This window comes from Methanoculleus sp. UBA413 (assembly GCF_002502935.1).
Classification (GTDB): Archaea; Halobacteriota; Methanomicrobia; order Methanomicrobiales; family Methanoculleaceae; genus Methanoculleus; species Methanoculleus bourgensis.
The window spans coordinates 11,768-23,734 of the sequence record NZ_DAQR01000078.1; the positions used below are offsets into that span (position 1 = coordinate 11,768).

General features: G+C 62.0%; 12 protein-coding genes and 1 pseudogene. 8 read left to right on the top strand and 5 right to left on the bottom strand.

Features of this window, described 5'->3' with window-relative positions:
• Positions 1-152 precede the first annotated feature (152 nt).
• Both BP858_RS06035 and asnB read left to right on the top strand, forming a co-directional pair.
• A complete protein-coding gene (locus BP858_RS06035) occupies positions 153-599 on the top strand; it encodes a carboxymuconolactone decarboxylase family protein (RefSeq protein WP_014867525.1) in 447 nt (148 codons plus the stop codon).
• Positions 600-611: 12 nt separating this feature from the next.
• Positions 612-2,426: an asparagine synthase (glutamine-hydrolyzing) gene (gene asnB / locus BP858_RS06040; RefSeq protein ID WP_286879107.1), complete on the top strand. Its 1,815-nt coding sequence runs from the start codon at positions 612-614 to the stop codon at positions 2,424-2,426.
• A 519-nt stretch (positions 2,427-2,945) separates the two neighbouring features.
• Here asnB and BP858_RS06045 read toward each other — a convergent pair.
• Positions 2,946-3,650 (bottom strand): DUF1614 domain-containing protein, encoded by a 705-nt coding sequence (locus tag BP858_RS06045; RefSeq protein ID WP_145916376.1) that lies wholly within the window; start codon positions 3,648-3,650, stop codon positions 2,946-2,948.
• A gap of 364 nt (positions 3,651-4,014) precedes the next feature.
• Here BP858_RS06045 and BP858_RS06050 point away from each other — a divergent pair, with 364 nt between their 5' ends.
• Complete coding sequence (locus BP858_RS06050) at positions 4,015-4,734, top strand: ATP-binding cassette domain-containing protein (protein ID WP_286879108.1); 720 nt, start codon at positions 4,015-4,017, stop codon at positions 4,732-4,734.
• Positions 4,735-4,776: 42 nt separating this feature from the next.
• Positions 4,777-5,196: a rhodanese-like domain-containing protein gene (locus BP858_RS06055; RefSeq protein ID WP_062264193.1), complete on the top strand. Its 420-nt coding sequence runs from the start codon at positions 4,777-4,779 to the stop codon at positions 5,194-5,196.
• 65 nt (positions 5,197-5,261) lie between these two features.
• Here the strand turns inward: BP858_RS06055 and groL are convergent, their stop codons facing one another.
• Entirely contained in the window at positions 5,262-6,875 is a 1,614-nt protein-coding gene (groL, locus tag BP858_RS06060; RefSeq protein WP_286879109.1) for a chaperonin GroEL, read from the bottom strand.
• A gap of 11 nt (positions 6,876-6,886) precedes the next feature.
• Positions 6,887-7,159: a co-chaperone GroES gene (gene groES, locus BP858_RS06065; RefSeq protein WP_014867531.1), complete on the bottom strand. Its 273-nt coding sequence runs from the start codon at positions 7,157-7,159 to the stop codon at positions 6,887-6,889.
• A 129-nt stretch (positions 7,160-7,288) separates the two neighbouring features.
• On the opposite strand from groES, the gene BP858_RS06070 reads away from it, so the two are divergent.
• On the top strand, positions 7,289-7,702 hold the full coding sequence (locus BP858_RS06070; protein ID WP_062264199.1) for a helix-turn-helix domain-containing protein: 414 nt from the start codon (positions 7,289-7,291) through the stop codon (positions 7,700-7,702).
• A gap of 47 nt (positions 7,703-7,749) precedes the next feature.
• Here the strand turns inward: BP858_RS06070 and BP858_RS06075 are convergent, their stop codons facing one another.
• Together BP858_RS06075 and BP858_RS06080 are read right to left on the bottom strand one after the other, a co-directional pair.
• Positions 7,750-8,202, bottom strand: coding sequence for an RDD family protein (locus BP858_RS06075; protein WP_074175777.1), 453 nt, complete (start codon positions 8,200-8,202; stop codon positions 7,750-7,752).
• Between the two features lie 42 nt (positions 8,203-8,244).
• Entirely contained in the window at positions 8,245-8,607 is a 363-nt protein-coding gene (locus tag BP858_RS06080) for a VOC family protein (protein WP_082864947.1), read from the bottom strand.
• A gap of 89 nt (positions 8,608-8,696) precedes the next feature.
• On the opposite strand from BP858_RS06080, the gene BP858_RS06085 reads away from it, so the two are divergent.
• The 3 genes and pseudogenes from BP858_RS06085 to BP858_RS06095 all read left to right on the top strand — a co-directional run.
• On the top strand, positions 8,697-9,545 hold the full coding sequence (locus BP858_RS06085; protein WP_286879111.1) for an aldo/keto reductase: 849 nt from the start codon (positions 8,697-8,699) through the stop codon (positions 9,543-9,545).
• A 501-nt stretch (positions 9,546-10,046) separates the two neighbouring features.
• Positions 10,047-11,258, top strand: coding sequence for an MFS transporter (locus tag BP858_RS06090; protein ID WP_062264207.1), 1,212 nt, complete (start codon positions 10,047-10,049; stop codon positions 11,256-11,258).
• Positions 11,259-11,323: 65 nt separating this feature from the next.
• Positions 11,324-11,967: pseudogene (locus BP858_RS06095) on the top strand (CPBP family intramembrane glutamate endopeptidase); the annotation flags it as partial.

Below are 11,967 nucleotides of genomic sequence, written 5' to 3' on the forward strand. Positions count from 1 at the left end.
CCCTACGAGTTCTACGCCGACGACCTGCGGACCCTTGAGGTCGCCGACGGCGTCACGCTTGGGGATATCGCCGACGTCCTGCCGTCACGGATGCGCAATTACATATTGATACGGATTAAACCCTTCTCTGAGACCGGGATACTGGTGTAGCGATGGATTTCGAGAAGATATCCGCGAGGATTGCGGAACAGGGATCGGAAGCGATTGCAAAGGAACTCCTCCGGGAGATTGAGAACGAGTACGGCAGGGTCCCCCTAATTTTTGAACGGATGTCGGAACGTCCCGAGATCCTCATCTCGCACCTCCTCTATAAGGGCGCCGTGGTGGAGACCAGTCAGCTCGAGCCGAAGATGATCGAGTTGATCAGCCTTGCGGTGGGTGCCGCGCTCAAGTGCAGCCACTGTGTTGAGTACCACATGCAGGCGGCGATAGCGAAGGGCGCAACCCGGGCCGAGATCCTGGAGGTGATCCTGATCGCAGGATTGCTCGCGAACGCCGCGGTCCTCGCGGATGCTTACCGCGTGGTAAACGGTTCGACTCCCTGCCCCTCCTGTGACATCAACGGCACGGGCCTTGATAAGACCTGTTCTGATAAGTGATCGATCCTTAGTATGTGCGGCATCGCCGGGCAGTTTGTCCTGAACGGGGGGGAGGCGGATGCGGACCTCGTCGCGGCCATGGCGGAGCGGCTCCGCCACCGCGGGCCTGACGGCGAGGGAACCTACTTCTCCGGTCCGGTCGGGCTTGCCCACCGCCGTCTTGCGATCATCGACCTCTCCGACGAAGGCCGGCAGCCGATGGCAAACGAGGACGGGTCGCTCTGGATCGTCTTCAACGGCGAGGTCTACAACTATCTGGAGCTCCGAGAAGACCTCAGGGCTCTCGGTCACCGGTTCGCCACCGCGACCGATACCGAGGTGATCCTGCACGCCTACGAGGAGTGGGGGCGGGACTGCCTGCACCGGTTCAACGGGATGTGGGCCTTTGCTATCTGGGACAATCGCCGCCGTGAACTCTTCTGTGCCCGGGACCGCCTGGGCGTAAAACCGTTGTACTATACCCTGGCCGGGGAGTCGTTCCTCTTTGCGTCGGAGATCAAGGCGCTGCTCGCGCATCCCGCGGTTGGACGGCGGCCAAACGACCGGATGCTTGCGACGTTTCTTGCGTGGGGGGTTGCGGACCATACCGGGGAGACGATGTACGACGGGATCTTCCAGCTTCCGCCGGCTCACTCTATCGTCGTCTCGGCCGAGGGTGCCGGGGAGCCGGAGCGCTACTGGGATCTTGTGATGAACGCTGCCCCCGGGGGGGCTGACGACGATGCCGCCGCGGGGAGGGTCCGCGACCTCCTGACCGATGCGGTCAGGCTCAGGCTCCGGAGCGACGTCCCGGTCGGGACCTGTCTCTCGGGGGGGATCGACTCCTCGACGGTCACCTTCCTGATCAACGACCTCCTGCGGGCGGAGCGCCCGGAGAGCGTCGGCGACCGGCAGAAGACGTTCTCGGTCTGTTTCGACGATCCCAGGTTCGACGAGAGCAGGCATATCGACACGGTGGTTGCGGCGACGGAGGTCGCGAGCCACCGGATAACTCCCGATACGGAGGGGCTCTGGGAGGATATCGGGCGGCTGCTCTACATGCAGGATGAGCCGTTTGCGTCGCTCTCGATATACGCCCAGTACTGCGTGATGCGGCTTGCGAGCGACGAGGTGAAGGTTGTCCTCGACGGGCAGGGGGCCGATGAGCAGCTGGCCGGGTATATCGCCTACCAGATGCCGTATGTCAGGGGGCTGTTGCGGCAGGGCCGGGTCCTTGCGGCGCTCCGGGAGGCCGTCGGGGGCGCACGGCACCACCGGTCATTCTTTTCGTGGGCAATCCGTCAGTCTCTTGTCCGGTCGGAGCGGAGGGAGCTTCTCCTGGGGGACGCGCCCGAGGTCCTCAGGTACGCGGGATCGCTTGACGAGGTGCTCGCACGGGAGATCACGGCCTCGAACCTCCCCCTCCTGCTGCACTGGGAGGACCGCAACTCAATGGCCTTCTCGATCGAGGCCCGGGTCCCGTTCCTCGACTATAGGCTCGTGGAGTATCTGGCAGGCCTCCCGCTCGACCAGAAGATCCGGGGCGGGGTCACGAAGTACGTGCTGCGGCGGGCAATCCGGGGGCTGGTCCCGGACGCCGTCCGGTGCAGGATGGACAAGATGGGTTTTGTCACGCCCGAGGAGGTCTGGATGAAGGACGAACTCCGCCCCCATATCCTTGACCTCTTCTCAACGCCGGAGTTTTCCCGGCGGCCCTTCTGGGACGCGGAGCGGGTGCTCCAAAACTACCGGGAGTTCCTCGACGGGAAGAGCGAGTACTCCACCGAGTTCTGGCGGATCGCCTGCGCCGAGGTCTGGCTGCGGCAGTTTGACGGGGCGGGGGAGTAGGGTCTTTGGCATATCCAGCGCACTGATCTTTCACGGGTTCACCAGAGGTATCGCCGCCCTTCCCGCGAGAGGCGATTCGCTGTACCCCTCCACTCGAAGACCTTTGGTCTTCTCAAACTTCTGCCGTTTCCGGCAGTCGATGCCCCGTCCGGCGTGCGCTCCTGTGTCCAGGGTACGCCGGACCTGGTTTGTCCCCGTACATCTCCCCGGACAGTGGACCGTGGTGGATATCTCCTCTGGGGGTAGGGCTGACGGGGAGGGGGGCTTTCCCCCCTCCCCTGTCTCTCGCAAGGCGGTACCCGCAACCCCCGCCCCCCGGGGGGGCGGGAGCAGTGCGTGGGGATACCCAGTGGGAAGCCGTGCCCGGGGTGTGCTGACCTGGTTAATGATTGGGTTGTTAGAGGCAGAAAAAGTTGCAGATATGCCAGACCCGGTTTTTCCCCAAGCCTATCCCCGGACACTGGATCGGGCTGGCCGGGGGAAAAACCGGGCCCTGCCGTTACGCCTCTTCAGAACCCCTCACTCCCACCGCTCCTGCGGGCAGACTCCTGCCTTCTCCCGGAGGCGTCTTCCTGCAAACCCCGCAAGCAGGACCGAGAGCACGCCGGTGATGAAGATGCCGTCGAATATCCCGGCCCCGCCTATGGAGAGGACTGTTGTTTTGCCTCCGGCGAGCGCCGTGAGCACTGCGGGATTGGCGAGGTTGAGGATGTCGGCGCCGAGCAGGGTGCCCATGGTCCCGCCCGCGTAGGCGAGTCCGGGGGCGGCGCGGCAGCCGCGGGCGAGGAGGAGCCCTGCCGTGGCTCCCGCCAGGGGCGCGATGTAGAACGGCATGGTGATCCCGAGGCCGGGGACCGGTGTTGCGAACACGTAGGCGACGATCGATACAATGACGATGGCAGCGAGGGCCTGTGGCCGGGGGAGGCCTCTTGCGACCATCCCGAGGGTCACGATGAGCGGGATGACGGCTCCGCCCACGTTGACCGCGATGACGGCCTCACCGACCGGGATCAGCGGTATGTTGATGAGGCTCCCGATGAGCGCCCCTGCGGTCACCAGCACCGCCTGGTAAAATCCGAACCCGATCGACTCAAAGACCTCCTCGCTGATGAGGAGGAAGTTGAATATGACCAGGGCCGGTATGAGGACGGCCAGGGCGATGATGACCTGCTCCGGGCTGAAGGGCACCGGCAGGATCGCTATCGCGGGAAGCTCGGTCGCCATGATGGTACCGGGCGAGCCCATCCCATAAATAGGTTCAGCCCGGGGTTGACGATGACACCCTCCGCGTTCATCCCGCGCGCGGACAAATCTCAGTGACCTTTTGGTAAATTAGGGGTATAATATTATATAAAACTCATAATAGGCATATCTCACTTTTGTTTCAAAATCGTAATCTTCATATATCGATAATCAATATAAGATTATCCAGATAATTTCTGCCTCTAATAGGATAACGAGCACTGGAGCGCAAACATCCATGAGAATGCCGGTTTTATGAACCGGTTTTGGTTTTTATGCGCCCAGATAATAGGTGATTGGAAACGATTTCGTTCTGTCTGACTGGTCGGGGCTGTCCGGGGGATGCATGAACGCCTTTAGTGTTGAGGACCTGATAGAGCGCCTGGACCGACTCCATGCACGCGGTCCTATCCCGTTCGACGCGAAGAGAGGAGAGATCCTGGGCATCCTCTGCCCCTGCGGCCAGGATCGGCGGACCCTGATCGCTATCCTTATGACGACGCTCTTCCCGCTCCCCAGGTTTGCCGAGCACTCCCCGCTTGCGGTCCTCGGGAACCTCGGGGACGTGCGACGGAGCATGGGCGTCGTCCTTCAGGAGCCGGTTCTCGACCCGGCGCTGACCGCGAGGGAGAATCTGGAGTTCCAAGCGCGGCTGCATGGCCTGGATGACAGGATCCGAAGAAGGAGGATCCCTGAGATCATTGGTCTTTTCGGGCTCTCCGGGGTCGCGGATGCCGCGGTCGGGACCTGCTCCCCTGCGACGGCGCGGCGGCTTGAGATTGCGCGGGCGTTTATCGCTCACCCGGCGGTCCTCTTCCTTGCCGAACCGACCCGGGGGCTGGACGATCCCGGCCGCCGGGAGATCCGGGATCTGCTCAGGCGGCTGAACCGCGAACGAAGGGTGACGATCATCTTTACAACCCATGATATGGCAGATACGGTGGCGATCTGCGACCGGGTTGCGGTCGTGGACTGTGGCGAGGTTGTAGCCCTGGATACCCCGGAGATGTTCCAGGCAGTGATGGAGATCGATGATGCGCCGCTGGAACTTGATGATATCTCGTGAGGTTCCGGACCTTTTTTACCGCCGTGGTACTACCATACATATATGGTTGACCCGTACCTTTCCCTCGCGTTTGGGTGCATCGTCATGGCCGTGCTGATCGGCGGGTGCTCCAGCGCCGGTCCCGCGCCCGACCAGATCATCCGGACCGTGCCGCCCCCCGAAGCGTCTGCCCTGATCGAAGAGATGGGGCAGCGTCCGGAGTTTGTCATCATCGACACGAGAAGGCCGGACGAGTTCGCAGGCGGGCATATTCCGGGCGCAATCAACATCGACTCTGCAACCTTTTCAGAGCATATCGCCGAACTTGACCCGGACGGAATCTACGTCATCTACTGCCGGACGGGCGTGCGGAGCGTCGGCGTCCGCGAAGCGATGCGGGAAGCCGGGTTTGGCGAGGTCTATGAGATCGAGGGTGGCATAAGCGCCTGGAAGGCGGCCGGTCTCCCGGTGGCCGGGGGTTAATCCCCCGCCGGTCCCCGGAAAATCGGATGTGAGTGGAGGAAAAGAGGAGAGGGGCCGGGTCCCGCTCAGATGATGATGGTCGCGGTCTTCTGGTCCTTCTCCTCGTCAAAATCGGTGATGACAACCTCGGTAGAGAGGATCAGGCCTGCAATCGACGCGGCGTTCTGGAGCCCGAGTCTCACCACTTTCGTGGGGTCGATGACACCGTGCTCCATCAGGTTCTCGTAGTTGCCGGTCTTTGCGTTGTAGCCGAACGCATCATCGTCGTTCCCCTTGATGGCGGCGACGACCTCCGCCCCCTCAACACCTGCATTCTTCGCGATCTGGCGGACCGGCTCTTCCAGCGCCCGCCGCACGATGGATACCCCGATCTTTCGGTCGTCGTCGAACTGCAACCCGTCCAGGGCACCGGTTGCCCGGAACAGGGTGACTCCCCCGCCGACGACAACGCCTTCCTCGACCGCTGCCTTGGTGGCGTTCAGGGCGTCCTCGATCCGCATCTTCTTCTCTTTCAACTCGGTCTCGGTCGCTGCACCGACCTTGATGACCGCAACACCTCCGCTGAGGCTCCCGAGTCTCTTTCTCAGTTCTTCTTTCTTCAACTCTGAGTCTGCTATGTTGATCTGGGACTCGATCAGGCGCATCCGCTCGTCGAGGGCTTTGCGTTCACCCTTCCCTCCCACAATCAGCGTCTTTCCGTCGTCGACCCTGATGGTGCGGGCTTTCCCGAGGACCTGCCTTGAGACGTTCTCCAGTTTCATCCCGCGTTCTTCGGAGATCACCGTCGCGCCCGTGAGGACCGCGATATCCTCAAGAACGGCCTTGCGCTCGTCACCGAACCCGGGCGCCTTGACCGCACAGACCTTGAAGGAGCCGCGTATAATGTTTAAGATAAGGGCCGCGTGAGCCTCCCCCTCTATATCGTCAGCGATGATGAGGAGCGGTTTTCCTTCCTGTGCTGCAACCTCGAGGATGGGGACCATCTGTTTGAGTGAGGAGAGCCGCTGGTCCGTGATCAGGATGTAGGGGTCTTCGTATTCGCAGGTCATCTTCTCGGGGTCGGTCACCATGTAGGGTGAGATATACCCGCGCTCGAACTGCATCCCCCTGACCACATCGAGGCTCGTCTCCAGGCTCTTTGCGTCCTCGACCGTGATGAGCCCTCCATACCCGACCTTCTCCATAGCATCGGCGATGAGCTGCCCGATCTCTGCATCGTTGTTGGCCGAGATTGTTGCGACCTGGAGGATCCCGTCCCTGTCCTTGACCGGGACGCTTTTTGATCTGATGTTCTCCACGGTTTTTACAACCGCGGCATCGATTCCGCGCTTGATCTCAACCGGGTTTGCTCCTGAGGAGATGTTCTTCATACCCTCGGTGAGGATGGCCTGGGCGAGGAGTGTTGCCGTCGTTGTCCCATCGCCGGTCGTGTCCTGGGTCTTCTGGGCAACCTCCTTTACGAGTTTTGCCCCGATATTTTCAAACTTATCATGGAGTGAGATCTCTTTTGCGATTGTCACGCCGTCGTTTGTCACAACTGGGTTCATCAGTTTGTCAATCGCGACGTACCTGCCCCTGGGGCCGAGCGTAATCTTAACGGTATCGGCGACCTTGTTGACGCCGGCAAGGAGCGATCGACGTGCCTCTTCATGAAACATCAACTGTTTTGACGATGCCATGGTGATTCACCTCATTCAATCTTTGCTAAGACGTCCTTGAACGGGACGAAGATGTAGGTCTCTCCGTCTATCTCGAATTTGTCAGAACTGTAGCCCCCGTATAATACCCGGTCTCCCGGCTTCAGGGGGAGGTCGGCGCCGTCATCACGTTTCCCCACAGCGACGACGGATCCTTCTTTCTTCTGTTCCTGAGCGGATTCCGGAATGTAGATCCCGCTCTTCGTTACTTCTTCTTTCTTTATGGGTTTTATCAGGACTCGTTCTCCAATTGGAATAATCTCCATGAGCTTATCCCTCCTGGGATGTAGGAGTACAGTTTGAATGGAAAATATTTAAACGTTATCGATAAAATTGAGGTCATTCCAACTATATCGGCATGTTTATTACAAACCGGGGACATACTCGATCAGCCAATGGCATCAATGGCACGGCAGATCATAGTCAAACGAATCGAGAGGCCACGGGGCAAGGGAGAGCATGAAGACCTCCAATGGTTCTTCACCAGCCTTGGTATCGGGGAGGGGAGGGATGTTGATCAGGTTGCAAAAAGGATCCTGGTTGCGCTCCTTGAGCACCAGCCCCCTGAGGACGGCTTATCCGTGGAGAGTATTGCCCGCGACCTGGATGTCTCCAATGCCCGCGTCAACCATCATATCCGGAACCTTGTCGATGCCGGTGTTGTGTATCGCCACAGGAGATTGATCTATATCCGGGGAAACAGTCTCGTTTCTATGGTACAGGAACTGCGGAAAGATGCCCTCCGGGTGCTTGATGACCTTGAGGCGGCGGCCGCGGAGATCGATGCCCTGTTCGGGATCACGGAGTGATTGATGCGGTCGGGGGCCTGTCCCCGCCTATTGCCTGCGGGATGGCCTCACTCTTCGTCTTTCACGTAGGTGACGCCTTCCGGCTCCTCCTGCTCCTGGGTTTTAATCACGATCGTGCCTGATATCCGGTTGAAGAGCCTCTGTTTTGAACCCGGCATGGCGAGCCACCCGATCAGGCAGTCGGGGATCAGGAGAAACGCCTTCCCGAAACTCTCGACCGCGGCGGCGCCAAACCCGATATCTTCCCCGGAACGGCCGGCGACCCTGACATTCAGCGCCATCTTGCCGATGGACCGGCCGCCGTAGCCTTCAAGCACTGTCCAGTAGATGAAGAGGACGAGCGAGGAGAGGCTGATCGAGAGGAGCCCGGGGGCTACCGTGACCTGCCAGGCGGGCGGCAGCCGGTCCGAGACCGCCGATACCGGGAGCCCGACCAGGATGATATCGATGAGCCAGGCCCAGAACCGGGTGCCCCATCCGGCGAGGTAGAGGGTGACCATACTGTATCTCTGCCTTCCGTGGTTCTTATGGGTTTGTACCGGTCAGCCTGCTCGCGGGTCGTCCTCCCAGAGGCCGAATCGGTTCTGCTCGGTATCCTCGCAGATGGCGAAGTAACCTCTCCCGGGCACCGCTGTCTTCTGGATCACGATCCTTCCCCCGGACCCGGCCGCCCGGGTGGCGTAGTCATCGACCGAGGAGACGCCGATGAAGACCGTTATCGGTTCGCCGGTGTGGGACCGCAGGAGGATCTCGCCGCCTATCCCACCCGTCGATATCTCAAAAGTCCCCGCCTGTTCCATCCCCGGGAAGGGTTCCACCTTCCAGGCAAACACCTTCTTGTAGAACGCCCGCGCCCGCCCTGTGTCGTCAGCGGGGATGTTAAACCATGTAATCGTCGGTATCATGTACTTCTGCCCGGTGGATGCCGTGGTGGATAACTGTTTCTCCGGTCAGTCTGAAGATATTTATAACCGGGCGGGGATAGGGGTGGTCCATGGCGGCAGTGGGGAGACGCAGGTTCGGGAAGACCGGCCGGGAGGTCACCGTGGTGGGGCTCGGGGGAGAGGGTGTTCTCAGGACGTTCGGGCGGCACGAGGAGGCGAAGGCTGTTATCCTGGAGGCGGTCGAGCAGGGGATCACCTACTTTGACTCGGCAAAGGTCTACGCGGGGAGTGAGGACTACCACGGCGAGGTCTGGCGGAACCGCCCCGACCTCAGGGAGGGGGTCTTTTTAGCCAGCAAGTCGGCGAGCCGGCTCCACGCGGACGCCGAGATGGACCTCCAGGAGACCCTCCAGCGGATGGGGGTCGAGACCCTTGACCTCTGGCAGATTCACGATGTCAGGACTTTCTTCGACCTCCGGGATATCGAGGGGCCGGACGGCGCTCTCTCGGCATTCGTCGAGGCGAAGGAGACGGGTGTCGTCCGGCATATCGGGGTGACGGGACACCACGACCCTGACGTTCTCTCGCACGCGGTGGAGAACTGGCCGGTCGATGCCGTGATGATGCCCGTAAACCCGGTGGAGGGGGCGCTGGGCGGGTTTCTGGATGCGACGCTTCCGCTCGCGAGAGAGCAGGGGGTTGCGGTCATCGGGATGAAGGTGCTTGGGGCGACGAACTACATCGTCGCCGAAGCGGGGGTGACGCCGGAGGTCCTCGTCAGGTATGCCCTCGCCCGGGGGGTCTCCGTCGCGATCGTCGGCTGTTCGACGCCTGCGGAGGTGCAGGCCCTTGCGGCCGCCGGGCGGAGCGGGCCGCTCCCCGACGATGAAGCGGAGACGCTCGTCGAGGCGTTTCGCCCCTACGCCCGGGAGCTGGCATACTACCGGGGATTTTTCTGAGGGGTTTCCCGGTTGGTATCGAGCGGGCGCTGGGTGAGGTGGGTTTCCGCGTGATTATTTGGTATAAGGGGATAAAGTCTCACGCGAAGAGCGCGAAGCCGCGAAGGACGTGTCGTTCCTCTCCCCCCATCACCCTTCGCGTTCTTCGCGTCTTCGCGTGAGTTTTTCAGTACCGGGAGGGGATAATGTCTCACGCGAAGGGCGCGAAGCCTTGTCGCCCGTGTATTTCCCCCCCAACCTGAACCCTTCACTCTCTTCCGCGTGAGACCGGCGGTCACTCCCACGCACCCTCAAGTCAAGGTGAAATGGTCTACTCCACCTCATGGCGGTTTCGTGTGAGGCGGCCCCGGGATAATTGACTGCCCGGGAGCATGAGCAGGCCGGGGCCTGCACATTCGCGGTTATTCCGGCCCCTCCTCTAACGCTATATGCCGACGCCGCCAATGTACAGGGACACGGCGGCACCGGAACCGACGGCCTGCCGCAGGGAGAGGAACCACCATGACTACCAGGGAATCGCAACGATTCCACACCCTCCGGGAACGCATTGCCGCCTCACCTGACGCAATTCTTGTACTGGTCGTGCTCGTCATCTTCATGGACATGATGATCTACGGCCTCCTCATCCCGGTCTTCCCTGAGTACGCCCCGCGGCTCGGGGTCGACGAGTCGGTCCTCGGGGTTGTCTTCGGGGTCTATGCAGCCATGCTCTTCCTCTTCTCCATCCCGATGGGCCTCCTCTCTGACCGGGTGGGCCGCCGCCCCCTCATCGTCGTCGGGATGTTCCTCCTTGCCGGGGCGACGGCGCTCTTCGGGTTCTCGACCTCGGTTACGCACCTCTTCATAGCCCGGATGGTCCAGGGAGTATCGGCCGCGGCCACCTGGTCGGCCGGGCTTGCGCTCCTCGCCGATATCACCGACCCCTCCAGGCTCGGGGAGAGGATGGGCATCGCGCTCTCCGCGGTCGGGCTCGGAACGGTCCTCGGTCCGGTCGTTGGAGGGCTGCTCTTCGAGTACCTGGGCTATGTCGCGACCTTCCTCATCCCGGCGGCGGTGGTGGCCACTGTCGGGCTGCTCGTCCTCGCCGTCCCGGTGCGCTCCTGCAAGCGGGAGGGGGACCGGGAGCGGGCGGGGATGCTCCCCCGGGGCGCCCTCCTCCCGCTCGCTGCCTGTGCGGCCACGACGGTCGCGGTCTCGGGGACCTACGGCGTCCTGGACCCCTACCTCCCGGTCTACCTGCACGCCGCGTTCTCTGCGTCCCCGGCGACGATCGGCCTCGTCTTTGCGGTGCTGGCGATCGCCGCCGCCATCGCCCAGCCGACGGCCGGGCGCATCTACGACCGCTACGGGGGGAGCCGCTACCTCATCGGCGGCGGGCTTCTCCTCTCCGGGACCGCGATCTTCGCCGCCATGCAGGCCCCGACGCTGCCGCTGGTCGCCGCCGCCATCCTCGTGCTGGGGGTCACGCTGAGCTCTGCCCTGGTGCCGATGATGCCGATCATGGCCGGCATCTACCGTGACCAGGACTCACAGGGGGTCGCCTATGGTATGTACAACACCTTCTTCTCCATCGGGCTCGCTCTCGGGCCGTTTGCGGGGGCTGCCCTCCTGGGGCACTACCCGCTGCCGGCGATATTCCTGCTGCAGGCGGCGGTCCTCGGGGTTATGGGGGTACTCGGGTGCCTTCTCATCGGGAGGCTTGGGTGGCGGTAGGTTTTTTGTGCAGCCAGACCTACAGAATACCGCGATTCTTCTCGAATTGTTGAAATGATGATATCATGCCGCTAGATTTCTGTCGCCGCCACGCCCCCGAACTGATGCTCGTCTTCTTCGGGCTCATCTTCGCGCTCGTGGTCTTTGCACCCCTCGAGGGGGAGGTGGAGTCGTTCCTCACCGCCGCACTCGATGTGGCGCTCTTTGTCATCCTCGCGATGCTTGCCTACCTGGCGGAAGATCGGCACCGGGCGTTCCGGTGGGCCGCCGCCATATGGCTCCTCGTCCTCATCGGCGGGCTTGCGGCCGTCACAGCCGGCTTCGGGGTTATGTCGATCCTGCCAGCGGAGGCCATCGAGGACGAGTTCAACCCGGACTCGGTCGACCTTGATGCGGCCGCAGAGGTGGCGCTGCTCCTCCTTGGCATCCTCGGGGCAGCAGTCGCAAGCCTCGTCGGGTTCTCTCGCCGGTTCAGAGTCTGGCTCGCTCAATACCTCCCGTTCGACCCTGACTCGTTCGTCCATAGGGTTGCGCTCGTGACCATCCTCGCCCTGATCCTGATCCCGCCGGTGCCGCTCCTGGTGACGGGGGTCCCGCCGTACCTCTCGCCGCAGTTCATCGACCTCCTGACCGACTCCGGGGACCTCTTCGCCGATACGGTCCGGTTGAATGCCTACGGTCTCTTCTGGACGCTCATCGCATCGTTCCT